This is a genomic window from Mesorhizobium sp. M0207 (genome assembly GCF_040321995.1).
GTDB lineage: Bacteria > Pseudomonadota > Alphaproteobacteria > Rhizobiales > Rhizobiaceae > Mesorhizobium.
Genome location: NZ_JAMYSQ010000011.1, coordinates 96,286 through 121,241, shown reverse-complemented (window position 1 = coordinate 121,241; position 24,956 = coordinate 96,286). Strand labels below are relative to the sequence as shown.

General features: G+C 60.2%; 26 protein-coding genes. 10 read left to right on the top strand and 16 right to left on the bottom strand.

The genetic code is table 11. The annotated features are described in order from the left end of the window. Window positions 1-7 precede the first annotated feature (7 nt). From NKJ15_RS16860 to NKJ15_RS16840, 5 genes are all read right to left on the bottom strand, one after another. Window positions 8-1,426 (bottom strand): sensor histidine kinase, encoded by a 1,419-nt coding sequence (locus NKJ15_RS16860; RefSeq protein WP_352816320.1) that lies wholly within the window; start codon window positions 1,424-1,426, stop codon window positions 8-10. Window positions 1,427-1,467: 41 nt separating this feature from the next. Further along, complete coding sequence (locus tag NKJ15_RS16855) at window positions 1,468-2,145, bottom strand: winged helix-turn-helix domain-containing protein (RefSeq protein WP_352542763.1); 678 nt, start codon at window positions 2,143-2,145, stop codon at window positions 1,468-1,470. 119 nt (window positions 2,146-2,264) lie between these two features. Beyond that, window positions 2,265-2,774: a cytochrome b gene (locus NKJ15_RS16850; RefSeq protein WP_352542764.1), complete on the bottom strand. Its 510-nt coding sequence runs from the start codon at window positions 2,772-2,774 to the stop codon at window positions 2,265-2,267. Between the two features lie 131 nt (window positions 2,775-2,905). After that, window positions 2,906-3,700: a COG4705 family protein gene (locus NKJ15_RS16845; protein ID WP_352542765.1), complete on the bottom strand. Its 795-nt coding sequence runs from the start codon at window positions 3,698-3,700 to the stop codon at window positions 2,906-2,908. A 39-nt stretch (window positions 3,701-3,739) separates the two neighbouring features. Then, window positions 3,740-3,997, bottom strand: coding sequence for a hypothetical protein (locus NKJ15_RS16840; protein WP_352542766.1), 258 nt, complete (start codon window positions 3,995-3,997; stop codon window positions 3,740-3,742). 255 nt (window positions 3,998-4,252) lie between these two features. On the opposite strand from NKJ15_RS16840, the gene NKJ15_RS16835 reads away from it, so the two are divergent. From NKJ15_RS16835 to NKJ15_RS16825, 3 genes are all read left to right on the top strand, one after another. Then, window positions 4,253-4,885, top strand: a complete 633-nt coding sequence (locus NKJ15_RS16835; RefSeq protein WP_352816317.1) for a methyltransferase family protein — start codon at window positions 4,253-4,255, stop codon at window positions 4,883-4,885. A gap of 286 nt (window positions 4,886-5,171) precedes the next feature. Continuing rightward, window positions 5,172-5,846 carry a response regulator gene (locus NKJ15_RS16830; protein WP_352542768.1) on the top strand — a complete coding sequence of 225 codons (675 nt, stop codon included), beginning with the start codon at window positions 5,172-5,174 and terminating at the stop codon, window positions 5,844-5,846. Further along, entirely contained in the window at window positions 5,836-7,227 is a 1,392-nt protein-coding gene (locus tag NKJ15_RS16825) for a sensor histidine kinase (RefSeq protein WP_352542769.1), read from the top strand. Before NKJ15_RS16830 ends, NKJ15_RS16825 begins: the two co-directional genes overlap by 11 nt. Before the next feature lie 24 nt (window positions 7,228-7,251). On the opposite strand, the gene NKJ15_RS16820 is transcribed toward NKJ15_RS16825, so the two are convergent. The 6 genes from NKJ15_RS16820 to NKJ15_RS16795 all read right to left on the bottom strand — a co-directional run bounded on the left by NKJ15_RS16820 (window position 7,252) and on the right by NKJ15_RS16795 (window position 11,918). After that, a complete protein-coding gene (locus NKJ15_RS16820; protein ID WP_352816314.1) occupies window positions 7,252-8,130 on the bottom strand; it encodes an ABC transporter permease in 879 nt (292 codons plus the stop codon). An 11-nt stretch (window positions 8,131-8,141) separates the two neighbouring features. Continuing rightward, a complete protein-coding gene (locus tag NKJ15_RS16815) occupies window positions 8,142-8,951 on the bottom strand; it encodes an ABC transporter ATP-binding protein (RefSeq protein ID WP_352816312.1) in 810 nt (269 codons plus the stop codon). 97 nt (window positions 8,952-9,048) lie between these two features. Next, window positions 9,049-10,062, bottom strand: a complete 1,014-nt coding sequence (locus tag NKJ15_RS16810; RefSeq protein WP_352816310.1) for an ABC transporter substrate-binding protein — start codon at window positions 10,060-10,062, stop codon at window positions 9,049-9,051. A 127-nt stretch (window positions 10,063-10,189) separates the two neighbouring features. Continuing rightward, complete coding sequence (locus tag NKJ15_RS16805; protein WP_352816308.1) at window positions 10,190-10,375, bottom strand: hypothetical protein; 186 nt, start codon at window positions 10,373-10,375, stop codon at window positions 10,190-10,192. A 35-nt stretch (window positions 10,376-10,410) separates the two neighbouring features. Continuing rightward, a complete protein-coding gene (locus tag NKJ15_RS16800; RefSeq protein WP_352542774.1) occupies window positions 10,411-11,166 on the bottom strand; it encodes a COG4280 domain-containing protein in 756 nt (251 codons plus the stop codon). A 209-nt stretch (window positions 11,167-11,375) separates the two neighbouring features. Then, window positions 11,376-11,918, bottom strand: coding sequence for a phosphatase PAP2 family protein (locus NKJ15_RS16795; RefSeq protein WP_352816306.1), 543 nt, complete (start codon window positions 11,916-11,918; stop codon window positions 11,376-11,378). Between the two features lie 41 nt (window positions 11,919-11,959). On the opposite strand from NKJ15_RS16795, the gene NKJ15_RS16790 reads away from it, so the two are divergent. Then, window positions 11,960-12,442 carry a DUF2127 domain-containing protein gene (locus tag NKJ15_RS16790; protein ID WP_352816369.1) on the top strand — a complete coding sequence of 161 codons (483 nt, stop codon included), beginning with the start codon at window positions 11,960-11,962 and terminating at the stop codon, window positions 12,440-12,442. 343 nt (window positions 12,443-12,785) lie between these two features. On the opposite strand, the gene NKJ15_RS16780 is transcribed toward NKJ15_RS16790, so the two are convergent. The 3 genes from NKJ15_RS16780 to NKJ15_RS16770 all read right to left on the bottom strand — a co-directional run bounded on the left by NKJ15_RS16780 (window position 12,786) and on the right by NKJ15_RS16770 (window position 13,707). Continuing rightward, window positions 12,786-13,028, bottom strand: a complete 243-nt coding sequence (locus NKJ15_RS16780) for a DUF982 domain-containing protein (protein WP_352542856.1) — start codon at window positions 13,026-13,028, stop codon at window positions 12,786-12,788. Between the two features lie 88 nt (window positions 13,029-13,116). Continuing rightward, window positions 13,117-13,359, bottom strand: coding sequence for a DUF982 domain-containing protein (locus NKJ15_RS16775; protein ID WP_352542855.1), 243 nt, complete (start codon window positions 13,357-13,359; stop codon window positions 13,117-13,119). 99 nt (window positions 13,360-13,458) lie between these two features. Next, entirely contained in the window at window positions 13,459-13,707 is a 249-nt protein-coding gene (locus tag NKJ15_RS16770; RefSeq protein ID WP_352816302.1) for a DUF982 domain-containing protein, read from the bottom strand. A 605-nt stretch (window positions 13,708-14,312) separates the two neighbouring features. On the opposite strand from NKJ15_RS16770, the gene NKJ15_RS16765 reads away from it, so the two are divergent. From NKJ15_RS16765 to NKJ15_RS16740, 6 genes are read left to right on the top strand one after another with little or no spacing between them, the layout of a single operon-like run. Then, window positions 14,313-14,642 carry a hypothetical protein gene (locus NKJ15_RS16765; protein ID WP_352816300.1) on the top strand — a complete coding sequence of 110 codons (330 nt, stop codon included), beginning with the start codon at window positions 14,313-14,315 and terminating at the stop codon, window positions 14,640-14,642. Between the two features lie 54 nt (window positions 14,643-14,696). Next, complete coding sequence (locus NKJ15_RS16760; protein ID WP_352816298.1) at window positions 14,697-15,692, top strand: glycosyltransferase family 2 protein; 996 nt, start codon at window positions 14,697-14,699, stop codon at window positions 15,690-15,692. A gap of 2 nt (window positions 15,693-15,694) precedes the next feature. Further along, on the top strand, window positions 15,695-16,861 hold the full coding sequence (locus NKJ15_RS16755) for a glycosyltransferase family 2 protein (RefSeq protein WP_352816367.1): 1,167 nt from the start codon (window positions 15,695-15,697) through the stop codon (window positions 16,859-16,861). A 7-nt stretch (window positions 16,862-16,868) separates the two neighbouring features. Beyond that, entirely contained in the window at window positions 16,869-19,886 is a 3,018-nt protein-coding gene (locus NKJ15_RS16750) for a trifunctional glycosyltransferase/class I SAM-dependent methyltransferase/polysaccharide deacetylase (protein WP_352816296.1), read from the top strand. Continuing rightward, window positions 19,883-20,872: a glycosyltransferase family 2 protein gene (locus NKJ15_RS16745; RefSeq protein WP_352542850.1), complete on the top strand. Its 990-nt coding sequence runs from the start codon at window positions 19,883-19,885 to the stop codon at window positions 20,870-20,872. The genes NKJ15_RS16750 and NKJ15_RS16745 overlap by 4 nt, the downstream gene beginning before the upstream one ends. Beyond that, complete coding sequence (locus NKJ15_RS16740) at window positions 20,869-22,686, top strand: ABC transporter ATP-binding protein (protein ID WP_352816294.1); 1,818 nt, start codon at window positions 20,869-20,871, stop codon at window positions 22,684-22,686. Before NKJ15_RS16745 ends, NKJ15_RS16740 begins: the two co-directional genes overlap by 4 nt. A 153-nt stretch (window positions 22,687-22,839) precedes the next feature. Here the strand turns inward: NKJ15_RS16740 and galE are convergent, their stop codons facing one another. Together galE and NKJ15_RS16730 are read right to left on the bottom strand one after the other, a co-directional pair. Further along, complete coding sequence (galE, locus tag NKJ15_RS16735) at window positions 22,840-23,814, bottom strand: UDP-glucose 4-epimerase GalE (protein WP_352542848.1); 975 nt, start codon at window positions 23,812-23,814, stop codon at window positions 22,840-22,842. Next, on the bottom strand, window positions 23,811-24,785 hold the full coding sequence (locus NKJ15_RS16730; RefSeq protein WP_352816292.1) for a UDP-glucuronic acid decarboxylase family protein: 975 nt from the start codon (window positions 24,783-24,785) through the stop codon (window positions 23,811-23,813). Before NKJ15_RS16730 ends, galE begins: the two co-directional genes overlap by 4 nt. Window positions 24,786-24,956: the final 171 nt, after the last annotated feature.

Sequence of the window (24,956 nt, the reverse complement as noted above, 5' to 3'; positions counted from 1 at the left end):
GCAGTGGCTAGCCAGCCGATGATTTAGCAGCGGGGAAACTGACCACCACCGCGAGGCCTGGATGACGGTCCTCCAGGGCAATGGATGCGCCGTGCAGATCGGCTATGGCGCGCACCAGGCTAAGCCCAAGGCCGCTGCCGGGCGTCGAGCGGCTGTTGTCGAGCCGGTAGAGCCGTTGGAACACTTTTTCACGCTCCTCAATAGGAATCCCCGGGCCGTCGTCGCCGACTTTCGCAACAATGCGGTCGTCCTGCCGGGTCACCGACAATTCGATGACGGTGCCTGCCGGGCAATGCCGCAAGGCGTTCTCCACCAGATTGGCGAACATCTGCGTCAACAATTCCCAATCGCCTTGGATCTGACATTGTGCGCCTTGAAAGATCTTTGCCGTCAGCGACTTTCCGTCATCCTCGGCAACGTCCGCATAGATTTCGGCAATGCTCTCAACGACGCCATTGACGTCCAGATCGATGAAGCGCGCCTTGCGTGCTCCAGCCTCGATCTGGGCGATGCGCAGCAAGGCATCGAACGTCTCATTGATCTGGAGCCCTTCCGCCCGCGCGTCCGCCAAATCATCGGAAACCGCTTCGCCCAAAGCGGTCTTGTCGGCGGCGGCTTCCAAAATCATCTGCAGGCGGTTCAGCGGCGTCTTCAAATCATGCGCGATGTTGGCGCTGACCTGCTTCATGCCTTCGACCAGCGCCGACAGCCGGTCGAGCGCAGCGTTGACCTGTGCGGAAACCCCGTCAATATCGTCGCCGTTGCCAACCAGGGGAATGCGGGCGTCAAGCCGCCCATGCGACACATCGACCATAGTGGCGGCGATACCGTCGAGGCGGCGCTGGACACGCGAGGCCAGCAAGGCGCCGCCGGCCACCGCCAGACCGGTGATGATGAGGGTTCCCCAGCCGAAGCTCATCAGCACAATGCTTTCCAGCTCTTCGGTCTCGGAAAGGCTGAAAGCGACCGTCAGACTGTTTCCGCCAACCGAACCGGACCAGGCCCTATAGACGGTGTCGGCTGGCACGCCGGGCATGGTGGCCTCAAACATCGAGAAGCCGTCGGGAAGGTCCGCCGCGGTAAAGTTGCCGGCAAGATGATTGCCGGCCGGACCGGTCAGCGAGAACAGCTGCTCTTTCTTAGTTGAGAGCGCCGCGTGGCTGTCGACCGTGGCAACCAGATCCTCCAGGTCGCTTTCGGCATAAGTTACCGCCACCACGGAATAGGTCTCTTTGATGGATTCGTCGAGCCGCTGGGCAAGGTCGGCGCTCATCAGCTGATAGACGATGGCGCCCGACAGGATAAAGGCAAGCACGAACAGGAAGCCGAAGGTCAATGCAAGCCGGAAAGGCGTGCTGCGCAGCAGGCTGGGGCCCGATCCATCCCGGTAGAAACGGGATGGGACTCTATCTTCTTGTTTGGCCATGATCTTTTCCAACAACCGGGCCCACTTTTTGGGATCATGGTCTAGATAGGCGCATGCAGACTGTAGCCGGTGTTGCGGACCGTATGGATAAGCTGGGTTTCGAACGGCTTGTCGATCTTGGTCCTCAGCCGGCTGATATGGGTTTCGACGACGCTCGTCTTGGGATCGAAATGGAAATCCCAGACGCGTTCCAGCAGCATGGTCCGGGTGATGACGCGGCCTTCGCCACGCATCAGCACTTCGAGCAGGCTGAATTCCCGCGGCTGCAGGTCGATCACATGCCCCTGCCTGGTGACGCGGCGCATGATCAGATCCATTTCGAGATCGGCGACCCGCAATGCGGTCTTCTGCTCCTGCGCCGGCGGCCGGCGGCCAAGGGCGTTGATGCGGGCGAGCAGCTCGGAAAAGGCGAAAGGCTTGACGAGATAGTCGTCGCCGCCGGCCTCCAGTCCTTCGACCCGGTCATCGACGCCACCGACCGAGGTCAAAAAGATCGCCGGCGTTCGCACCCCGGCGGCACGCACCGCCTTGATCATCGACAGGCCGTCCAGGCCGGGGATCATCCGATCCGCTATGATCACGTCATAGGCGTCGCGTGTCGCGGCAAACAGCGCGTCATGCCCGTTGCGCAGCAGATCGCAGACATGCCCGGCTTCGCTCAGTCCCTTGACGACGTAGTCGGCCGTCCGTGGGTCATCCTCAACAAGGAGAAGTCGCATCTCTGTTCCGGTCTGTTGCCGAGGCTTTGTCAGTGCGGCATGCTAGCACCGGCGGCGGTCCGTTCCTAGAATATCCGCCAGCGCCTGGTGGCTCGTCGTCGTTGCACATGCCCACAGTGTCATCCGACCGGATCGCGCGCAGGAACAAGCATCCTGCGCAGCACGGCGTCTTTCAGAATAAAATGATGGAAGAGTGCCGCACTGGCATGAATGCAGATCAGGACGATGAACACCGGCTTTGCCCAGGCATGGATATCGCCCATCCAGCCCCAGAGATGAAAGGCCAGAAGCCCGGAAACAGGAACAGCGACGAGAAAGCCGTAGAACAGTGCATGCGTTGCGCGTGAGGCGAAAGCCATCCATTTCGGCATTGTCGATTGCGGCTTGGGCGCACCGACAAAGAGGCGGACGGCCAGTCGCACGAACACCAGCAACAGGATCGCCAGGCCGACCCAGTAATGGGCGGACCCCATGGTCTGCTCGTAGGTTGACAGTCGGCGTCCTGCCGCTGCCGCATCGACGTAGGTTGTCATGTTTTCCCCGAACAGGAGCTGGAACAGGACAAGCGCCGCTATCGTCCAATGCAGGCTAATTTGGAGGCCGCTATAACCGGATTTCTTGGAGTTCATTCTTCTGTCCATGAGGTGAGCCTTCTGTCCATGAGGTGAGCGCGATAGCTGCCCATAGCAACCCACGGCAGGGATCCGTGACGTTTTGGCGCGTTCTCGTCGCGTCAGGCGGGTGTGCAGATGCTTGATTCCTACTCCGATTCAAGCAGGATTTTGTCGGCCTCGTCGGTGTCCTTCTTCAGGCTCATGTAGAGAACCAGGGCGATGATGCAGCCAAGGAAGAGGATGCTGGTCAAGGTGGTGCCAAAGCCTAGGCCGCCATATTCGACCGGCTGCGAGAGCAGGTCGCCGAATGAAGCGCCCAGCGGCCGCGTCAGGATGTAGGCGAGCCAGAAGGCAAGGATGCCGTCCAGTTTGAGAACATAATGGGCAAAGGCGATCAGCGCGATGACGCCGCCAAACAACAGGCCGGTGGTGAGGTAGCCCATGTCGAACTTTTCGGCGACCAGATCGCCTGCCGCGGTGCCCAGCGAGAAGGTGAACAGTATCGCCAACCAGTAGAAGATCTCACGCCTGGTGGTGAAGATCGTGTGGATGGACAGGGTCCTCTCGCTGGCGTACCAGACCGCGAATGTTGCGGCGAGCGCGATGCTGAATGCAATCGTCGTCGTTTCAAGCCGCACCCCGAAATTGTCGACGAGATTGTCGGTGATCAGCGTGCCGACAACGCTGATCAGCACGACCGCCAGCCAGTAGGCCCATGGCACATAACGTTTCTGCGCGAATTGAAGGATGAGCGCGACAATCAGGATGCCGGTCATGATCAGCGACGTAACGGTGAGCCCGAGGCCGAGATTGACGGCGAGATAGTCGGCCGCCGTCTCGCCCATGGTCACCGCCAAGAGCTTGATCAGCCAGAAATCGACGGTGACATCGGGAACCCGGTTAAGAGCAGGCGCGACCCATCGGGCGGCTGGCGAGAGCATGGCTGTATCCCTGTCGTTGATGGAGAAGGTAGGGTCGACTTACTTGCCCAGGATTTTCATGGCCTGAGCGAAGAAGTCGTCGGCGCGCTTGTCGTCGTCGGCGTTGCAGCGCTCAATTCCCTTGGTCTCCAGCTCGGAAACCTTGGTCTTGTCCGTATCGCTGAGTTTCGCCGTTGCTTCTGCTGCCCTCAGATCCTTGAGCGAGGTTTCGCAAGGGGTCGTGGCTGCGGATGCTGATAAAATCGGGTTGGCGATGGCAACTGTACCGAGCGCGAGGGCGAGAACCAGTCTGTTCATGTGATATCTTCCCTATTTGGCGCCGGGGTTCCGGCAGTGTCGATCAAGCTCTGGCCAGTCGACCGGCAGCAGCGACTACCGGCAGCAGCGACCATAGGGAGGCGAGTTCGCCGGCATCTGTCCGGTGGTTTACTTTTTTGTAAGAATTCGAGAAAACCCGTCGATTGCCTCGCCATCAGGCGGCGGAAAGAGTAGCTGGTTACGCGCAACGACACTTCGGCCCACCCATAGACTTGCCAGAGCCGCGGGAAACCAATGACCTACGCCTCCCTCAAACCTTCACCAAAGGCATTCGACCAGCACAAGCGCCTCATCGTTCTCCAGGTAGCGGCCGTCCTGGCCATAGCGCTGCTGCTGTTTGTCAAGCCCTTCCTGAGCGAAGGGTCGAGCGGACACGAGTTCGTCGAACTGCTGGGCGGCGTCCTCATCCTCATTTGTGTCGGTGGCCGTCTGTGGAGCATTCTCTATGTCGGCGGCAAAAAGAACGAAGAGTTGATTTCCGCCGGGCCATTTTCGATGACCCAGAACCCGCTCTACTTCTTCTCAACGATCGGCGCGGTGGGCATTGGGCTGATATATGGATCCGTCGTGGTGGCCGTGGCACTTGGCCTAGCCAGTTTCGTCGTTTTTCGGGTGACGGCGCGCAAGGAAGCTGAATTCCTGCTGGGAAAGTTTGGCCCCGCTTATCTGGCGTATGCGGAGCGAACGCCGCGCTTCTGGCCGAACCCGCTGTTGTTTGCCGACCAGGCCGAACGACAGTTCTCAACGCATGCCTTGAAGCGAACATTCTATGACGGGCTTTATTTCCTCGCCCTTTTTCCGGTGATCGAAACGGTCGAGCATTTTAGGAATGGCGGCTTCCTGCCGACACTGTTCACCCTCTATTGATCAATGCATAAATCTGCTGCCATTCGCCCACGCTCGTCGCTATCAACTGGGACAGTAGCGACCGTTTTCGCTAAAGACATAAGAGCATCGACTGATTTTCGGCACTTGGCGCAATACAGACCGGGAATTTGCGATATCGGATGGTCATTTACCGGAAGGGCACTAGCGGGACGGCGGCCAACGGAAAACCCATCTCCCAACATTGGCCAAAACATTTTCGCCGGACCCCCTTGTAGACGCACTCTTTCGCGATGTGGCTGTCGGCCGTTGAGACGGATTGCATTGAATGCGTATTTTACTTGCTGAAGACAATCGCGAATTGTCGACATGGCTTGCCCGCCTGCTGCGGCGCGATCATTACGTGATCGACTGCGTCTATCGCGGCGACGATGCCGACCTCGCACTCGCCAGTCAGGACTATGCGCTGGTCATCCTCGATCTGGCCTTGCCGCATCTTGATGGCATCGAGATCTTGCGGCGGCTGCGAAGTCGCGGCAGCACAACGCCCGTCATCATTCTCACCGCCAACGATGCCGTATCGAGCCGGGTGCGTGGCCTCGACAGTGGCGCCGACGACTATCTGGTCAAACCGTTCAACGTCGATGAATTCGAGGCGCGCGTCCGCGCGCAGCTGCGGCGTGGTCGGGCAAACTTCGACCCGATGGTGCGGTTCGGCACGCTCGCCTTCGACACGCAGGCACGTGCCTTCACCCTCGGCGAAAGCCCGCTTCACTTGACCGCTCGCGAACATGCCGTGCTTGAAACGCTGATCATGCGCGCCGGTCGGCCGGTCCAGAAGACTATGCTCGCCGAGAGTATCTTCGGCTTCGACGACGAGACAAATCCGAACGCCCTGGAAATCTGCGTTCACCGCGTCAGGAAGAAGCTGGAGGGCAGCGGCATGGCGATCACCACTCTTCGCGGTCTCGGCTACGCCCTGCGAATCGACGATGGCCACTAGAAGCCTCCAGCGTGAACTGCTCGCCTGGCTCGTCGTGCCACTGACGGCCGTCGTCTCGTTCAACGTGTGGACGACCTACAAGAATGCTGAGGAAACCGCCAATCTGATCACCGATCGAACCCTTCTGGCATCGGCTCGGGTAATCGCGGAAAACATTCGCGAAAACGACGGCGTGCTGGAAGCGCCGATCCCGCCGGCTGCGCTGGAAATGTTCGCATCCGATCAGCCCGACCGCGTCGTCTACCGCGTGACGACACCACGTGGCCAAGTCATTGCCGGCTATCCCGATGTCATCGCACCGCCTGGCCAACCCGCCGATCTCAATCCGGTCTATTTCGAAACGACGTTTCGCGACCAGCCTGTCCATGCGGTTGCCATTGCCCAGCCCATGGTCAGCAAGCAGAACCCGGGCAATGCAATGGTGGCGGTCGGTCAGACGTTGAGGGGGCACGACAAGCTGATGACCGGCCTATGGCTCAAGGCGCTGCGCGACCAGGTGCTGCTCGTCGCGGCTGCCGGCCTGCTCGGCGTTTTCGGGCTGCGCCGTGGCTTGGCGCCGATCCTGCGCCTTCGCAACGATGTGATGGAGCGCGATCCGGCGGAACTGAAGCCTTTCGCCGCCGACACTGTCCAGAGCGAATTGCGCCCGCTTGTCGAAGCGCTGAACGAGGCCTTCAACCGCATCCAGCGCCAGATGGCCACGCAGAGGCGCTTCGTCGCCAACGCCGCGCACCAGTTGCGGACGCCGCTGGCGCTGTTGAAGACGCAGGTCAGCGTCGGCCTGCGCGAACGCGATATCGGCACCAAGGATGAAATTCTGGCCGCGGTCGACATGTCTGTCGATGGCATGGCGCGGCTGTCGAACCAGCTTCTTTCACTTGCCCGCGCCGAGCAGGGTAGCTCTTCGCTGATGAAATCCAGCGTCGATTTCAGCGCCGTGGCCAGGGATGCTCTCGAGGGGTTGGCGCAGGCGGCGCTGTCGCGCAACATCGACCTCGGATTCGAGTCCGAGGGAGATGATCTCATCGTGTGGGGACATCCGACCTTGCTTCGCGAACTTGTCGTCAACGTGGTCGACAACGCCCTGCGCTACACCCCACAAGGCGGCTCGGTCACCGCAAGGATCGGCCGCGATGCGAGCTGGATCGTGCTGCAGGTGGAAGATACGGGACCGGGCATTGCCGAAGGCGACAAGGAAAAGGTGTTCGAGCGCTTTTATAGAGGGTCCGAACCGGACAGCGAAGGCACCGGCTTGGGTCTCGCCATCGTGCGCGAGATTGTCTCGTCGCATGACGGCGAGATCGCGCTCGCCAACCGCAAGCCGCTGCCCGGATTGAGCGCCCAAGCCAAGCTGCCCGCCTACCAGGCAGCCCAAGCCTGATTCAGCTTCCCGACTTGGTTCAGGTCATTGCGTCTCGTGCAGGGGCTGCGGACGCCATTTCGCCAGCCGGTCCTCGACCATCGTCATCAGATATTCCGCACCGAGCGCCACCACCATGACGATGACGATCGCGGCATACATGCCGGCCGCGTCAAAGGAGCCCTTGGCGATGTTGATAAGCAGGCCGATGCCGTAGCGCGAGCCGACGAACTCGCCGACGATGGCGCCGATTATGGCGAAGCCGAAGCTGACATGCAGGCTGGCGAAGATCCAGCTCATCGCCGACGGCACGATCACCGAGCGTGTCAATTGCCAGTCGGAAGCGCCAAGGATACGGGCGTTGGCGATCATCGCCCGGTCGGCTTCGCGCACGCCCTGGAAGGCGTTATGAAAGACCACGAAAAAAACCATGACGAAGGCGAGCGCCACTTTCGAGGCCAGCCCCAGGCCCAGGATCATGATGAAGATCGGCGCCAATACCACGCGAGGAATGGAATTGATCACCTTGATGTAGATGGAAAAGATATCCGCGGCCATGCGGTTGCGGCCAAGCGCGACGCCGATGATGATGCCGGTAACCGAACCGGTCACGAAGCCGATAGTGGCTTCCTCAATGGTGACAAAGAGATGGTACCAGAGCGGTCCTTCCGACGTTCCTTCCGTCGTCCATTCGTAGAGCCTGGCCGCGATCGTGCTCGGCATCGCGTAGAAGAACGGATCGATCCAGGCGAGGCGGCCGGCGATTTCCCACAAGGACAGGAAGATGACGAGGATGGCAATCCGCCAGAAGATTACCGTCCGGCGGCGGTGCTTCGCCGCCTTTGCGGCGGCGGCTTCGATTTCGGCGTCAGAGGTTCCTGGCCTGAAGCTTCCGGCGCTGACGTCGATGGCAGCATCAGTCATAATGTTCTCCCTCAGGCGGCGGCCCGCGCATAGCTGGTCTCGACTTCTTCCTTGAGATCGGCCCAGATTGTGCGCGAATAATTGATGAAGCTCTGCTCGTAACGGATATCGGCGACGACGCGCGGCCGCGGCAGATCGATGGTGTAGACCGACTTCACTGTCGCCGGACCAGCAGTCAGCACATAGACCTTGTCGGCCAGGGCGATCGCCTCCTCCAGATCATGGGTGACGAAGACCACCGAGGCCTTGGCCTGCGACCACAGCCGCAGCAGCTCTTCATGCATGAGCACGCGTGTCTGCACGTCGAGTGCGGAGAACGGCTCATCCATGAGCAGAATCTCGGGGCCGTTGATGAAGGTCTGGGCGAGCGCCACGCGCTTGCGCATGCCGCCCGAAAGCTGGTGCGGATAATGCTGCTCGAACCGCGACAGGCCGACGCGCGCCAGCCAGTCGCGCGCCGCGGCCATGGCCGCCGACCTCGGCCTGCCGCGAAACAGCGGGCCCGCCATGACGTTCTCGATCACCGTGCGCCAGGGAAACAGGGCGTCGCTCTGGAAAACGAAGCCGATGCGTGGGTCTATTCCCTTGACTGGGCCGCCCATGACGCGAACCTCGCCGGCGCTTGGGGCTGCTAGACCGGTGATCAGGTTGAGGCTGGTCGACTTTCCGCAGCCGGTCGGGCCGACGACGGCGACGAATTCGCCACGCTCGACCGTCATGGTGAAGTCGCGCAACGCGGTCAGCGATTTGCCGGTGGGGGAGAGGAAGCGGCGGCTGACATTGATCAGCTCGATCGCCGGAACGGTTTTTTCGGCAGCCATGATAAAGATACTCCAAGGCCCAGCGGTCGCCGCGCGGGAGATCGCCGGACGCAGAAACAGGATGGATCCGGCGCGAGGCTCGCGCCGGCGATGTCGGCTATTTCACGTTCTTGACGAACTCGGTGGTGTAGGTCTTCGACAGGTCGATCTGCTTGCCCTGCAGGTCCTTCTTGAAGGCCGAGAGCACGGTTAGCACCGTTTCCGGGCCGCCTTCCGGCATGACGCCGTCGGCGGTGAACATTGCTTTGCCGGCGTCCAGCGCCTTCACATAGCCTTCCTTGTCGCCGACATAGTAGTCCTTCGGCATCTTTTCGGCGATCTCGGCGCCGCTATGGGTGTTGATGAACTTCAGTGTCTTGACGAAGGCATTGGCCAGCTTCTGCACCGCCTCCTTGTGGGCGTCGACCCAGTCCGTTTGCATGTAGAGGGAAGCAGCCGGATAGGTGCCGCCGAGCGCGGCTTTGGTAGCTTCCATCGTACGCATGTCGACAAGAATGGAAGCTTCGCCGGTCTTCAGAAGCCGGGTGATCGTCGGTTCGGTCGTCATGCCGGCCTGAATCTTGTCCTGCTGCATAGCGGCGATGAAGGTGTTGCCGGCGCCGACCGGAACCGAAGTGAATTCACCGAGCTTCAAGCCGTTCTTGACGGCAAGATATTCCGTCAGGAAGTTTGTCGAGGAGCCGAGGCCAGTCACGCCAAGGCTCATTCCCTTGAAGTCGGCGGGCGATTTGATCTCAGGATGCTTTGTGGAAACGAGTTCGACTTCTCCGGGCGCCTGGCTGAACTGGACAACGGATTCGACGAATTTGCCCTTCGCCTGCAGATCGATGCTGTGGTCGTAGAAACCGACCACCGCCTGCACGGCCCCGGCCAGCATCTCGTTCTCGGCATCGACGCCGGCCGGCTCGTTCAGCAATTCGACATCGAGACCTTCGTCCTTGAAGTAGCCGAGCGCTTCCGCCAGCTTGGCGGGCAGATAGATCTGCTTCTCGTAGCCGCCCACCATGATGGAGATCTTATCGTCGGCGCGAGCCGATGGCGCGGACAGGGCTATGGTGGCGACGAGTGCAATTGTAGCGGCTGAATCAAGCAGTGTTCGCTTAAGCAACATGGCCTCTTCCCTTGTTCGTTTCCCGCGTCCCTCTCTTCTCCCATCGCTTTTGCGACATTGCGAGGACGCGGGGCATAGTTATGGCATCAACCTTTCATCAACCTGTCAAACGGGAACGCGAACGGCTTCAAGGTTTGGACTTCTGCCGCACCTGTGCAGCGCGGCGAACGCTGTGCAACAGGATGGCGAGGCAACCAATCAGCAACAGGGCAGCGCCGAGCAGCGGGGGCAGCGCCAGCAGCTTTACAGCCGCCGCGATGACTGCCAGCAGAACCAGCGCCAGCAGCGCCAGACTGCCGTCATCGACGAACATGCCAAAGCATTCCTTGGCTGCGAGCCGAATGACGTTCATCGGGCGAGCTCTCCGGTGAGTGTGGGGTAGGTGCTGCGCAGCCAGCGCACCATGGCAAACGACGCCAGCGCGACGATAGCGAAAATGGCGAGCAAAGCGAGATCGGCGCCCGGCCAGTCGGCGCCAATCCCTTCGCCGGTCCAGAAGATGCCGAAGCTGGTCAGCATCAGCCCGACGACGAATTTGAGCGCATTCTCCGGCACCCGCGCCAGCGGCCGGTGGACCGCCAGGCCGATAAGCATCACCAGGAAGAACGCCGCCAGCGCGCCGAGGCCGGCGTAAAGCGTGTGCCCGTGTGCTGCTCCGACGGCAATGACGATGAACACCACCTCGACGCCCTCGAGGAGCACTGCCTTGAACGACGCCAGTCCAGCGAGGTAGTCGGCGCGGCGGTCGTTTGCCTGCTGGTGCAAGGCAGCGGTTTCCCTGGAGAACGCCGCCGCCTCGTCATGTATGGCGATGACGCCAACAGCGCGCAGAATGGCTTTTCGCAGCCAGCGCATGCCGAACAGGATCAGCAGCACCCCGACGACGAACTGCAGCGTGCTGATTGGTACGAGTGCCAACACTGGGCCGAACGCCAGCACCAGGGCCGTCAGCACCGCCAGCGCCAGTGCGGCGCCGGTGAGCGCCGGGCGCCAGCTGCGCGTCAGCCCGACAGCAAGCACGATGGTGAAGGCCTCGACGACCTCGACGAAGGACGCCAGGAATGCCGCCGTGACCGTCGAAAGGATGGGTGTCAGTGTCTGCATGGAGGTTTCTGTCTCGTTTGACCCAATGCTCATCGCAACCTCTAACATCCGGGATGTTGCGACGACCGTTTGAATCCGCCCATCGCGCCGCGATCAACTCGTGAATTCGCCGACCTCAACTAAGGCATGACAGGATCATCGTCAGCCAGCCGCCGCCTTGGACCTCGACGTTTTGATAGCTGCTCGTCTCATTGTTGGCACATAAGGAGCTAGAGAATTCTTGTCGCCAGGTTGTCCAGCCGGGAGTTCTCACGATAGGCCAATCGCACCATAACGGCACCTAAGACGCCCGTCACTGCGCCGCCGATTACGTCGGTGAGGTAGTGGGTCCCAATGTAAATTCTCGACCAACAAATCAGAAATGCCAGCAGGGACAGCACTAACGTCCGGCGCGGCAGAGCTTGCATCGCAAAGGCCGCAACGATTGCGATGGCTGCGGTCGCGTGATCGGATGGGAATGACCAGTCCGCGCTTGGCGCAATCAACAGGTGGGTCACACCGGCATCGTAGGGGCGGATGCGATGCACGAAAAGAAGAATGAACTGATTGATCGCCAGACCGAGCAGGAACGCCAAGCCGGCGGACAAGGCAGCATGGCGCACATGGTAGCGGTCGGCCTTTGCCCACCATTGCAGGGCAACAGCCAGCACCATCAGCGGAACGCCGATTTGTGAGACGGCGATCATTGCCTTATCAAGAAAAGGGCTGATCCCGGCTGCCGCGTTGATCCAGTGGGTTAGGGCTGCATCCATCGTTTCTCGTTTCCGCTGTTGTCGATCGCAGGGTGAATTTTGTGAAAGCAGTAGACGAACGCCGCATCCATCAGATTTTCGAGCTCAGCATCTGGCTTAAAGGGGCGCATGCCCTGATCGAATGCCTGGGCGGGATCCTGCTTTATGTAGTCACCACCGACACCATTGCCTCCTGGGTCAATACATTCACCCAAGAGGAATTGATCGAAGATCCGAACGATTTCATAGCTGGCTATCTGTCGCAGATGGCAAGCCACTTTTCCGTCGCCAGCAAGGAGTTTTATGCCTTCTACCTGCTTAGCCACGGCCTGATAAAACTGCTGCTCGTTGTCGGGCTTTTGAGAGGCAAGCTGTGGTCGTATCCGGCATCGCTTGCGGCGCTGGGCGCATTTATGTTCTATCAAGTCTACCGCTACTCCTACACTCATTCGTTCGGCCTGCTTGTCCTGACCGTATTCGATGCTGTCGTCATGGTGCTGATCTGGCATGAATGGAAGGTCGTGCGGCAGCACAAGCCGGCATGACAGCGAAGTTTCTCGCCGCTGAGTTGGGAACGCATCAATCTCACCGGCATCGACCCTGGGATTGAACACCACATGCCCGAAGGCTCCAGAACGCTTCGCTTGCCAGCACCAATCCGACGGGCCGCGTGATGTTCATATTTACGTGCCTCCTCCGGTGTCGCCCGGTCCTCGCCGGCGTCGATGCATAGTTGCACAGCCTCCCGCCACTTAGGCCCCATCTTGGTCCACTTCATGAGTTCCTCGGCGGCACCCTCGACATTGTTGCACCCGTAGGTGACCCCAGGTCGGTCGGTTTTAGCGTACACCGGAGCGGAGAACCAACGGGTTGCCATGACACCTTCTCCTACGGGGGGAGATACATCTTGGCTTCCTTAGCGGCAGCCTCGAAGGCCTTTCGTACCACCTGAGGGTCAATCGGATCGCCCTCCAGATCTGAAAGGCAGAGGGTCACCGCCTTTTGCCAGCGAGGTCCTCTCCGAGTCCACGTCTTGAGCTGCTCAAGGGCTGCCTTGGCATTGTTGCAGCCACGCCTGTCGCCGGTTTCAGTCTTCACGAACACCGGAGGGACGAACCAATGGGTTGCCATTGAGGGATAATTAGAGGGGGTGAGAATGTTTGGAAGGATGTCTGAGCTGGTGATCGACTTTGGCTCGCGCGAAGAGCCACACGACCTGCTAATCAGGAAAAAGCATGCCCTCCTCCTCGGCAGCCTGCTCGAACGCGTGGCGGGCCTGCATTGGGGACACCTTACCGCTCAAGGCATCCACACAGACGCGCACCGCCTCTTGCCACCTAGAGCCACGCTTGGTCCACAAGACGAGTTCCTCAGCCGCAGCCTGAACGTGGTGGACCGCGTAGCGGAAGCCTTTATGTTCCGTCTTAACGTACACAGGGGGTGAGAACCAGAGGATTGCCATGGGTGGAATTTAGCGAACGACGTCTTCTGCAGCCAGCCTCCGGTCGGGGAGCATTTGGTGGAATTCCTGAGGCTGAGCGGATGTTGAAGTAATTGGCCGTCAGCCACCAGCCCTAATCAGCTTCCCCTCCTCCTCGGCGGCAGCCAGGAATGCCTTGCGGGCCTCCTCAGGTTCCATCTCGTCGGCAATAACAGTCACGCAAACGCGCACCGCGAGGTTCCAGTGAGGGCCACGGTTGGTCCACTTCAGGAGTTCATTAGCTGCTGCCACTGCGTTGTTGACGTGGTGTGTCAGGCCGGGACCTTCAGTCCTGACGGGAACCGGAGGGGAGAACCAATGGGTTACCATGGGGTCACTCTTTGCGGACCGATGAAGTCCCCTAAGCAAGTTTTGCTCATCCGACAGCGTTCGTTCTGATGATAAAGTGAGCAGCTTTCGAAGGAAACTGCGGGCAGCTTCTGACCTCTGCATTGTTCTCTCGACTTCAACCATGATTGTAGCGACCCAACTTCTGTATTTTGTCGGGAACTAATAAGAGATCAACCGACGATTTCGTGTGGAATGGTGGGCTCAGGAACGTTTGGTAGGAATTTCTGAGCGGGGGATCGGATAACTGGCTAGCGCGAGGACCCCCGTGCCCGCTTCGTTTCCTGCACGGTGCGCGCCCGGCGCGGTGCGGAGCGTGCATCAAATTGTTCCTGAAGGCGCGACGGTGAAGCGGCATTCGGAACGACGGCACGATAGCCGCCGTAACCGCCTTCCCGAGCAGTCCCTCGCCTCGGCGGCTTACGTCCGATCCACGCCGTCTGCGAGGGCCGGAATGGCGAGGTCATCGAAGCGGCGCCATCCTACAGCGAGTTCAGCGCGGCCTGAAGGTCAGGCCGCAGCGCGGCGGCTCGATACCGGCCATAGCCGACGTTCACGAGCAGCCCGTCCTCGCACATCCGGGAGAGATGGCATCGTGGGATGGCGATGTCAGTGAGATCGCGTCCGCACCTCGCCGCGCCCTTGCGCCAGAGCAACGGCGCGATCCTGGAGTGACGGCGGCCGCCCGCCTGCAAGGCGTAGCGCTTCTGCGCGGTCACGATCAGGTTTTCGCATTTGATGCCGCTGTGGCGCGTCTCGGCGTAGGGCTACGGCGAATTCGTATTTCTCAAGATGCGATGGATGTCGCGTCTTTCGGCGACATGATTTTGTCGCGGTCACAGGCTTTAGTCAGGCGAATAGGAACGCCCGAGCTGATTTTGCCGCGAATTCGCCCCGATCTTGAAGAGGAGTACTGACACGTATGGTCGCTAGCCGTTTTTGCCAACCCTAAGGAGAAAACGAAGTCGCCGATGATCCAGGACAAACCCACGGTAGGCGTCGTGGTCCCGATGTTTAATGCCGAGCGAACCATTGGTTCTACCCTGATTAGCATCTGCCGTCAGAATTACCAGGCATTGGACATTATCGTGGTAGACGACGGATCGACGGACGAGTCCGCATCAATCGTGGCCTCATATGCCAAGAAAGATCACCGTATACGCCTCATAGCAAATTCGAATGGCGGCGTGGCGAACGCTCGCAACAGCGGTGCGGCTTCCACCAGCGCGGAGTTTCTGGCGTTTGTCGACGCCGACGATCTTTGGGCCCCTTCCAAGATCGCACTACAGTTGCGCGCCTTGCAGGAAGGTGGCTCTTCGGCGGGCTTGGCCTATTGTTGGTTCGCGCATATCGACCAGGATGGTCGAGTATTCTCGCTGCGCCATCGGCCCGACGCCGAAGGTCATGTACTCCAGCGCCTATGCAGACAAAATTTTGTCGGTAACGGAAGTTCGCTACTCGTACGTCGCTCCGCATTCGAGCGAGCGGGACAGTTCGATCCGTCCTTGCGGGCCAGGAACGCACAAGGCTGCGAGGATCTTCTAATGTGCCTCAACATTGCGGAAACTTATGAGTTCCGGCTCGTCCCTCAGCACCTTGTCGGCTACCGAATGACGAACCTCAACATGTCAAGCGATGTCATGCAGATGCTTCGCTCGTGTGAAATTGTCCTTGCCGAATTTCGTGAAAAGTATCCGTCATTCGGGCGCGATTTCGATGCCCACTTGGTCGACATGATCCATTGGCTTGCCACAAGAGCTTTCATTGAGGGACGGTTTTTCGCGGCCGGCGAGCTGCTGAGGAGGCTTTTTGTGACGGAGCCGGGCGTTGCGATCTCCCGCCTGCCCAATATGCTGGAAGAATATTGCAGGGCCCGACTGGTTCCTCGATGGCTCAAGATGCGCGTGAGACGAATGCGAAACGACAAGAGCGAATTTCGGCCTCTCTATAGCGAATTGAGCTGGTGAAGATGTCCGACATGCCGAGTCGGCGCGCAAATTTGTTGAGCGCAGAACTGTACAAGCTGTTTGGCCCGGATGGCTGCGCAGGTATCCGCCACGTGGATTTGGATACCCAAGTCAGTCCCGAGGATTGCGATTCTGGAATGATCGTGTTGTGGCGCGGCGGGCTTCCGGTCGGGCATTTGCTCAGAGGGAGCGACGGTGAGTGCCGCACTATGCCGATCACGGCCGCTGCAGGTCCAACGCTTACTCCACCGGTTCTGCCGAGCGCCAGCGTGGTCATATGCACACGCGACAGGCCGAAAGAATTGCGGCGCTGCCTCTCCTCGCTTCCCCAGCAAAGTGTCCCGCCGGCAGAGATCATCGTTGTCGATAACGCATCGACAGGTAGCGAAACGCGCGAGGTAGCACTCGCTGCCGGCGCAATCTACGTCCGCGAGGATCGACCTGGTCTGGACATCGCTCGCAACCGGGGCGCCCACCGTGCATCCGCGGAAATCGTCGCCTACACTGACGATGACGTCCTGCTTCACCCGCAGTGGCTTGAGCAGCTGATCACGGCGTTCGACAGGCCTTCGACCGGCGCGGTGACAGGCCTTGTACTGCCAGCAGAACTTGCCACCGAAGCACAGCGCTATTTCGAGACGTTCTGGAGCTTCGGGCAAGGCTACAGGCCGCAATTGTTCCGCGCGGCCGACTTTGCCTCTAGCAGGCACGAAGTGTTCCCGGCATGGAAAATCGGTGCCGGTGCAAGCATGGCCTTCCGGCGCGACGTGTTTGACCGCGCGGGGCTGTTTGACGAGCGCCTTGACGTCGGCCAGGCTGGATGTTCGGGCGACTCTGAATATTGGTATCGGCTGCTTGCCAATGGATATGACTGCCGTTACCAGCCAACCTCCGTCGCATTCCATTTCCACAGGCGGACTATGGAAGGCCTGGCCAAGCAAATCTATTTCTACATGCGCGGTCACTCGGCCGCGTTGCTCGTCCAGCATGAGCGGACTGGCGTGAAGGCGAATTTGAAACAGGCTTTCAAATGGAAGCCACTCTGGTACCTCGGCAGGGTCCGCAGAAGGCTGCTTGGATGCAGGAGCGCTGAGGATCGATTCATTTGGCATGAAATCGCCGGCTATGCTTCAGGAATCCTGTTCTACCTCCGAACCAAGCGCGTGTAAGGACGACGTGGCGGACAATCCCTCGGTTTCAATCGTGGTGCCTGCCCGGAACGCGGAGCTGACGCTGGCACAAGCACTCGATTGTCTCATCAATCAAGACATTACTGATTGGGAGGCGATCATCGTCGACGATGACTCGAATGATCGTACTGCCGCAATCATCGCCAGTTATGTTGGGCGCGATGCTCGATTTCGCACGGTGAATTCCTCTGCCCATAGCGCCGCCGGCGCGCGCAATCAGGGGATCTCGTCAGCGCGCGGACGCTGGCTAATGTTCCTGGATGCCGACGATTGGGTAGACGCCAGCTTCCTTGCCAAAATGCTGGCCGCATTGAAAACCGCTCCCGATGCAGTGGCCGCTTATTGCGGTTCTCGGCGCGTGATGCCCGATGGCGCACTCACCCCGTCGAGCATCGCCCCCGAGGTTGCGATCCAACCCTTCGAAACATTCGCGCGCCGGTGCGCCATCCGTACTCACGCGCTGCTGATCGACCGGGCGACGATCGTCGAGTTAGGCGGCTTCGATGTGTCGCTGGCCACCTGCGAGGACTGGGATTTGTGGCAGCGCGTCGCACGTCTCGGGAACCGTTGGGTGATGGTCGACGAGCCGCTCGCCTTCTATCGGGCGAGCCCCAATTCGCTCACCCGAAATTCGACGCAGATGATATCAGATGCGGAGATCGTGATTACCCGCGGCTTTTCTGCCGACCCCAGAGTCAAACACCCAGCGTCTGCACACGCCAAGGGAGCGAACCCGTTGGACGGCCGCGCCGCTTGCGAAGCACTCGCGTGGTTCGCCTTGTGGAACGCTGCGTCGGATTGCGGCAGCGGCGGCGGCTCGATCCCCTCGCGGATCCTGCGCGCGCTCCCGGCCAGATACGAATGGGCGCCTGAGATCGCTAAGGTGGTCTTCGACGGCCTGATGGTAGGAAGTCTATCGACGCCGCAGCAATTGGCCGCCAGATGGGACAGGTTCGGTGGCCCCCTCACCGACTTGGTGATTGAACTCAGCAATCTCTGGAGCGACCCTGCCGCCGGCCGCCGCGTACAATATCATCTTGACCAAATGCTCCTCGACTTCGATGATCTTGCCGCACCGCGCAGGCTGGCGCGAACGCTGGGGATACGCGTCGATGTTCGGCATCCGGGCTCGACCGAACTTCCGGAGGGGATCGATCAATTTTATGTCTACCTAATGATGGAAGGGCAGATCGAAGCTCTCGTGCAGTTCGGTGTACTCGGGAGAGTGACAAGGCGTCATTGGATTGAATTGATCCTGGCTTTCGTGCCCCCTGAGCGGCTTCTAGGCAATCTCTCCGGCCATAGCCGCATGGCGTCCCGCTTCTGGAAGCGTGCCGCGCGACTTGCGAGGCGATCGCCTGTGGATGCACCGCAAAAGGGCGCCGGTGCCGACAAGTCAAACATGTCTGCAGCCGAGGCATTGTTGTCCATGGCGCGACGCCGGTCTGATCGGGACAGCCATTTCGGCAAACTCGCGGGATTGGCCGCGGAAGCGCAGGCGCTGGTTCGGTCGAGCGCCGAAACTAAAGAGCCTTTTGCAGCGCCGCGCCGTGCACGGGCCGCGGATGGGCGCGACAATGACCGCACATCTTTCTGGAATCGCCATTTTGCGATCGAGGATCCCTGGAACTACGGTTCGCCCTATGAGCAGGAAAAATATGAGCGGCAGCTCGAAATTCTGCCTGCCGGTCCCATCGGACGGGCGCTTGAGCTGGCCTGCGCGGAGGGCCATTTCACGCGGCAGCTGGCGCCGCGCGTGGGCCATTTGATCGCGACCGATATCTCCGCTATTGCCATCGAGCGGGCGCGCGCGCGCTGCAGACACCAGTTGAATATCGAATTCAGGGTACTGGATTTTCTTGCGGATGCACTGCCAGACGGGATGGATTTGATCATCTGCTCGGAAGTGCTCTATTTCCTGGACAATCTCGACGAGTTGCGGCGCGTCGCCTCAAAGATCGTCGAGGCGTTGGCGCCCGGCGGCAGTTTCATCAGCGCGCACGCCTTCGTGCTTCGTGACAATATGGAACGGACAGGCTTCGATTGGGACCACAAGTTCGGCGCGCGACTAATTTCGGAGACGCTGGCCGCGACCGAAGGCCTCGTCCTTGAGCGATCGATCCAGACCGATCTCTATCGCATCGACCGCTTTCGCCGCCTGTCCCCGGCAGAATTTGCGGCGGATCCGACGCTCGACCACCTCCCCATCCGCGCGGCCATCGAGACGGACGTCGCGCGAAACATCGTCTGGGGCGGGGCACGGGCGCTGCGCGGTGAGGTTGCGCGTAGCGAGCGGCGGCAGCGCATTCCCGTTCTCATGTACCACGGCGTCTCCGATGAAGGTCCGGCCGCACTCGCCCGTTTTCGGCTCGCGCCCGCCGCATTCGCCAGCCAAATGGCATGGCTGCGCGCCAATGGCTTTCACGCGATCATGTCAGAGCAGCTCGAATGGTTCATTGCCAACCGTCACCCTTTCGTGGGCCGTCCGGTGCTCATCACCTTCGATGACGGCTTGCAGAACTTTGCCGACCATGCCTGGCCAATCCTGCGCGCCAACGACCTGACGGCCGAAGTCTTCCTGGTAACGGACTTCGTGGGTGAACGTGCACAATGGGATGCCGACAGCGGTCCCCCGGCACCACTCATGGACGCCGAGACCGTGCGACGCCTTGCCGGCGAAGGTGCCTTCTTTGGGAGCCATCTGGCGACGCATCGCGCCATCGATGGCCTTTCGAGCTCCGAGCTGGCCGCTGAGTTGCTGCGCTCGCGTATGTTCGTCGAGCGGTGGACCGGGAGGCCAACGACGGCATTCGCGGCGCCTTTCTCCGTCACGGACCGACGGCTGGGCAGGCTGGCCAAGGAATGCGGCTATCGAATCGGCTTCGGCGGCAGACAGGGGCCGGCGGACCTCGATTGCGATCCAATCGACCTTCCACGCATCGAGGTGCGTGGGGACCGTTCGCTCGATGACTTTGTCGCCATGGTAGAGGCGGTGCTCGAATGAACGGCAAACTCGTCAGCGTCATTATCCCCGCTCACAATGCGCAAGATACAATCGACGAGACGCTCCGCAGCGTTCGGTCCCAGTCTCACCGCGCGCTCGAGATTATTGTCGTCGACGACGGCTCGCGCGACCAGACTGTCACCATCGCCCGACACCACATGGAGGTCGACCCTCGCGTGCGGCTGATCCGGCAGGCTAACGCCGGCGTGGCCGCCGCCCGCAATACGGGTTGGCAAGCGGCGCAATCCGATCTGATCGCATTCGTCGATGCCGACGATCTCTGGGCGCCGACCAAGATTGAGCGGCAATTGGCCGCGTTCGATCGGGCAGGCGAGAAAGTGGGGCTCGTCTACTGCTGGTATCGAGTCATCGATGCTCAGAGTGCGGTAACGGATGATCAGCATCGGCCAAACTGGCGGGGCGATGTGCTTGAGCGCCTTTTCCACGGCAATTTCGTTGGCAATGGCAGCGCAGCCTTGGTACACCGGCAGGCCCTGATAGACGCCGATGGTTTCGAGGCTGGGCTGCGCGAGGCCGGCGCGCAGGGTTGTGAAGATATCCTCTTCTATTGTCGCGTTGCCGAAACCTACCACTTCGAAGTCGTCGAAGAGCCGCTGGTGGGATATCGCTATCTACCGGGAAATATGTCGAGCAACATGACCCGCATGCTGCGGTCCTGGATGCTGGTGGTGGACGAGATGCTCGGCCGCCACCCGGATGCGGCAACCACGCTGCGTGAAGGCCTGCATTTCTATTCGGCGTGGCTCCTGGAGCGGACTTTGCGTCAGAGGCACCCGCGCTTTGTGCTTCCGATCCTGTCACTGCTGCTTCGCCGTCATCCCGCGATCGCCATGCGGGTAATCGCCGTGGATTTGCCCCGGATCGGGGCGCATTTGGCCAAACGCGCCGCGACGAAGTTGGTCCGCGGCCGCCTGCCTGTCCGCCCGCAGGTGATCGTACGCTTCCCAACCGGGGAACTGGAATGAGCGCCGCGAAAGAAGGCATTCGCCGCGGTGCGGTCCGTGCTTCGTTGCGCGATCTTTCGCACCTGCTTCGCATCGTGGGCAAGCCGCGCTGGGCGACGCCCGCTCTGCTCGCTCTTGGCTTTCTGTCATCCTTGGCCGAGACGCTCGGCATCACCCTGATCTTGCTGTTCCTCTATTTGGTGTCCAGCCGAATCACGGATGCTGGAAATGGCCTTCAGGGCCGAGCGCTGGGCCTGGCAGTCGCCTGGCTCGGTAGTCCTACCCGGCTCGCCTTCGCGATCCTCCTACTCATCTTCGCTCGTGGAGCGCTGGCGCTGCTGTATTCGTTGATAAGCTCCAGCATCGGCGAACGGATCAGCGAGCGCGTGCGCAACCTCGTCCACGAACAATATCTCACAGTCGCGTTCGGATCCATCCGACAGCACGAGCAATCGCAACTGATGGAGGTGCTCGGGACCGAATCGTGGCTGGTGGCGCAAGCGTATGGTGCAGTGACCCGACTCATCATCAACAGCTGCTCTATTTTCGTGTTCGCCGTCTTTCTCTTCACGATCTCCTGGAAGATCCTGGTGATCGCAGCCCTTGGCTCAATCGCGATCTCGGCGATCTTGCGCATCTTTTCGCGACCCGCGCGGGACCTGGGACATCGGGTGAAGAAAATCCATCAATCGCTCGGCGAGCATATGCTCATGACACTCCAGGCGTTGCGCACCATTCGCGCCTACGGACAGGAGGCGCTACATCAGCGTCGCTTCGTGCAATCGTCGGCGGCCGCGCGCGACGCATCGCTGTCCCTGATTCGCCTTTCGTCCTGGATCGGCCCAGCGACCGAGATCGGCTATCTGGGAATGTTGGGCTCCATCGTCCTGGTCTCCGGGTGGTGGCATATCAGCTTCGAGGTAACGCTGGCCGCTGTCGCCCTCCTCTATCGGCTGCAGCCGCATACGCAGGAGTTCGAGAGCAACCTGCTGTTTCTGGCGCAGATGCAGCCGCAACTGCGCTCGGTGTTGGAGATGGTCCAGTCCGAGGACAAGGAATATCCATCGCAAGGCACCATCGCACTCGGGAATTTGAACGCGAGTATCGTTTTCGAGCACGTGAGCTTTGGCTATGATCAAAATGCGCCGGTGCTCACGGACCTGTCGTTCGATATACCAGCCGGAGAAACCACGGCGCTGATCGGCGCAAGTGGCGCTGGCAAGACGACGATCGTGAACCTCCTCTTACGGCTGTACGAACCGACCTCTGGCGACATCAAGATTGACGGCACCCGGCTGCAGGACATCAGGCGGGACGACTGGCTGTCCAAGATCGCCGTAACGGGTCAGGACGTCGACCTCGTCGAGGGCACGGTGGCAGACAACATCCGCATGGCCAAAGCCGACGCGTCCCAAGAAGAGATCATTGTGGCTGCCCGCAGTGCCGGCGTCGCGTCATTCGTCGAAGACCTCCCCGATCGCTACGATACCTGGATCGGGCAGGAGGGGCTGCGATTTTCCGGCGGCCAGCGACAGCGCATTGGCCTGGCACGAGCTGTATTGCGCAATCCGGACTTCCTGATCCTGGATGAGGCCATGAACGCACTCGATACCGCGCTCGAGGATCAAGTACGGCGTGCGATTGACAGGCAGCTTGGCAAAAGGACAATTTTGCTGATCACGCACCGCATAGAAACGGCGCGTGATGCAGGCAACGTCATTTGGATAGAGAACGGCAGAGTCAACAGCCAAGGACCTGCCTCCGTCGTTGTTCCTCAATACCAAGGTCGCCAGCACGAAATCGTATGTGCCTCTGACGCTGAGGACAAAGGATGATGGCCCTGCTCTATTTTTCTTCAGTTGCCCTCAACGCTGACGCGCGTCCAAACCCGGAGCCTCTCCATCGCCTCCGTCCGGCGCCGACAGTGAATCGAGAGCTGGTCGGCCGGTCTTTGCTGCTCTCTCGGCCACGGCAGCGTGGCGGACCTGTCATAATCGGCTACGGTACCAGGCCAGCGCCGTCTCGACGATCCTGTCTATTCCGGATTGCTCAGGCACCCAGCCAAGTTCCCGCTGCGCCTTGTCGGCCGCGGCCACAAGCGCTGGCGGGTCACCTGCCCTGCGCGGACCGTAAACCGCAGGAAGGCGCGATCCCGATGCCCGGCTGACCGCATCCACCAGCTCCTTCACCGTCGTTCCAGCTCCAGTCCCGAGATTGTAGACGTGGACACCCTTGTCGCGCAGCAGCTTCTCCCCTGCCAGGACGTGAGCACGTGCGAGATCGGTGACATGGACATAGTCCCGCACCGCGGTTCCATCGCGGGTATCGAAGTCGATGCCATTGATGGTAAAAATCCGGTCCCGCCTGACAGCCGCCTCAATAGCGAGGGGTATGACGTGTGTTTCCGGTTCATGCCGCTCGCCGACCTCGCCGTCGGGATCGCATCCGGCCGCGTTGAAATACCGGAGCACGACCGCGTCGAGGCCATGGGCATAGGAGAGATTATCCACCATCCGTTCTATGATAAATTTCGACCATCCATAGGGATTGATGGGCGACTGCGGATGCGTTTCGTCAATCGGAGAGCGAACCGGAACTCCATACGATGCGCATGTGCTGGAAAAGATCAGCTTGCCCACGCCGACCTTCAACATCTCCTCGAGTAACACCAGCGACCCGAAACTGTTGTTTCGGTAGTAGAGTCCGGGATTTTCGACTGACTCGCCCACATAGGCGTAGGCGGCGAAATGCGCCACCACATCAGGCCGATATTGTCGTAGAGCCGCCGACACGGCCTCGGCGTCGGAAATGTCGCCTTCGACAATCGGTCCCCATTTAACCGCGTCGCGCCAACCGCGCGAGAGATTATCATACGTGATCACCGACCAACCCGATTCGGCGAATGCCTTGCAACAGTGTGATCCGATATAGCCGGCCCCGCCGGTGACCAAGACGGTCTTCATTCGGCAGCGGCCGGCCGTACATAGCCCGACGAAACCAGGCCTTCAAAATAGGCAATGGTCTTGACAAGGCCGTCCCGCAATGCGGTTCTTGGCTCCCAATTGAGTTCGCGCAAGGCGCTCCCGATATCGGGCTGTCGCTGTCTAGGGTCGTCAACGGGCAAAGTCAAAAAACTGATCGACGACCGGCTTCCAGTAAGTTCGATCACCAGATTGGCGAGTTCTAGCATCGTGAATTCGACCGGATTGCCGAGATTGATCGGACCAGTAAGATCGTCAGCCGTCTGCATCATGCGAACCAGACCGTCGATGAGGTCGTCGACATAGCAAAATGAACGTGTCTGCTGGCCAGTGCCGTACACCGTGATCGGTTCGTTCAGCAGGGCTTGGACGATGAAGTTGGAAATGACGCGGCCGTCGTCCGGACGCATCCTAGGGCCATATGTGTTGAAGATGCGCGCTATCTTGATCCGCAGACCGTGCTGTCGCCGATAGTCGAAAAAGAGGGTTTCAGCACATCGTTTGCCCTCGTCGTAACAAGAACGGGGTCCTATTGGGTTTACCCTGCCCCAATAATCCTCGGTCTGCGGGTGAACGTCAGGGTCGCCGTAAACTTCGGACGTCGACGCCTGAAGGATCTTCGCGCGAACCCGTTTGGCGAGCCCTAGCATGTTAATCGCCCCGTGGACGCTGGTCTTGGTCGTCTGAACCGGATCGAACTGGTAGTGAACGGGGCTCGCAGGACAGGCAAGATTGTAGATCTCATCAACTTCAACGTAGAGTGGAAACGTCACGTCATGGCGAATGATTTCGAAGGAATGATTGTCGAGCAAATTGGAGACGTTTCTTCGGCTTCCGGTGAAGAAATTATCGACACAGGCAACTTCGTGACCTTCACCAAGCAGTCGCTCGCACAAGAACGATCCCAAAAAGCCCGCGCCTCCAGTCACCAGGATCCGCTTTGCCTGTGGCATTTTCGGGTCTCCAAGACAAATTAGCCAAGCTCACAATCTCGCTTCACCGTAGCCCGATCTACCGGGGTCTGCTTTCAATTTGCGTTACCAACAAGACATTTTTGTCGAAACGCGACCCGTTCCCGATGTCCGCGGCGGAAGAAGGCTGGGTTCGATTCAGATTAGCGGTCG

Excerpts from the sequence above, each read along its gene's own strand:
- NKJ15_RS16835 (WP_352816317.1), top strand. The coding sequence starts at position 4,253 with ATGACCTACGCCTCCCTCAAACCTTCACCAAAGGCATTCGACCAGCAC.
- NKJ15_RS16765 (WP_352816300.1), top strand. The coding sequence starts at position 14,313 with ATGGCATCGTGGGATGGCGATGTCAGTGAGATCGCGTCCGCACCTCGC.
- NKJ15_RS16760 (WP_352816298.1), top strand. The coding sequence starts at position 14,697 with ATGATCCAGGACAAACCCACGGTAGGCGTCGTGGTCCCGATGTTTAAT.
- NKJ15_RS16830 (WP_352542768.1), top strand. The coding sequence starts at position 5,172 with ATGCGTATTTTACTTGCTGAAGACAATCGCGAATTGTCGACATGGCTT.
- NKJ15_RS16755 (WP_352816367.1), top strand. The coding sequence starts at position 15,695 with ATGTCCGACATGCCGAGTCGGCGCGCAAATTTGTTGAGCGCAGAACTG.
- NKJ15_RS16730 (WP_352816292.1), bottom strand. The coding sequence starts at position 24,785 with ATGCCACAGGCAAAGCGGATCCTGGTGACTGGAGGCGCGGGCTTTTTG.
- NKJ15_RS16795 (WP_352816306.1), bottom strand. The coding sequence starts at position 11,918 with ATGGATGCAGCCCTAACCCACTGGATCAACGCGGCAGCCGGGATCAGC.
- NKJ15_RS16840 (WP_352542766.1), bottom strand. The coding sequence starts at position 3,997 with ATGAACAGACTGGTTCTCGCCCTCGCGCTCGGTACAGTTGCCATCGCC.
- NKJ15_RS16770 (WP_352816302.1), bottom strand. The coding sequence starts at position 13,707 with ATGGTAACCCATTGGTTCTCCCCTCCGGTTCCCGTCAGGACTGAAGGT.
- NKJ15_RS16855 (WP_352542763.1), bottom strand. The coding sequence starts at position 2,145 with ATGCGACTTCTCCTTGTTGAGGATGACCCACGGACGGCCGACTACGTC.
- NKJ15_RS16740 (WP_352816294.1), top strand. The coding sequence starts at position 20,869 with ATGAGCGCCGCGAAAGAAGGCATTCGCCGCGGTGCGGTCCGTGCTTCG.
- NKJ15_RS16800 (WP_352542774.1), bottom strand. The coding sequence starts at position 11,166 with ATGCAGACACTGACACCCATCCTTTCGACGGTCACGGCGGCATTCCTG.
- NKJ15_RS16810 (WP_352816310.1), bottom strand. The coding sequence starts at position 10,062 with ATGTTGCTTAAGCGAACACTGCTTGATTCAGCCGCTACAATTGCACTC.
- NKJ15_RS16780 (WP_352542856.1), bottom strand. The coding sequence starts at position 13,028 with ATGGCAACCCATTGGTTCGTCCCTCCGGTGTTCGTGAAGACTGAAACC.
- NKJ15_RS16860 (WP_352816320.1), bottom strand. The coding sequence starts at position 1,426 with ATGGCCAAACAAGAAGATAGAGTCCCATCCCGTTTCTACCGGGATGGA.
- NKJ15_RS16775 (WP_352542855.1), bottom strand. The coding sequence starts at position 13,359 with ATGGCAATCCTCTGGTTCTCACCCCCTGTGTACGTTAAGACGGAACAT.
- NKJ15_RS16745 (WP_352542850.1), top strand. The coding sequence starts at position 19,883 with ATGAACGGCAAACTCGTCAGCGTCATTATCCCCGCTCACAATGCGCAA.
- NKJ15_RS16850 (WP_352542764.1), bottom strand. The coding sequence starts at position 2,774 with ATGAACTCCAAGAAATCCGGTTATAGCGGCCTCCAAATTAGCCTGCAT.
- NKJ15_RS16815 (WP_352816312.1), bottom strand. The coding sequence starts at position 8,951 with ATGGCTGCCGAAAAAACCGTTCCGGCGATCGAGCTGATCAATGTCAGC.
- NKJ15_RS16825 (WP_352542769.1), top strand. The coding sequence starts at position 5,836 with ATGGCCACTAGAAGCCTCCAGCGTGAACTGCTCGCCTGGCTCGTCGTG.
- galE (WP_352542848.1), bottom strand. The coding sequence starts at position 23,814 with ATGAAGACCGTCTTGGTCACCGGCGGGGCCGGCTATATCGGATCACAC.
- NKJ15_RS16805 (WP_352816308.1), bottom strand. The coding sequence starts at position 10,375 with ATGTTCGTCGATGACGGCAGTCTGGCGCTGCTGGCGCTGGTTCTGCTG.
- NKJ15_RS16845 (WP_352542765.1), bottom strand. The coding sequence starts at position 3,700 with ATGCTCTCGCCAGCCGCCCGATGGGTCGCGCCTGCTCTTAACCGGGTT.
- NKJ15_RS16820 (WP_352816314.1), bottom strand. The coding sequence starts at position 8,130 with ATGACTGATGCTGCCATCGACGTCAGCGCCGGAAGCTTCAGGCCAGGA.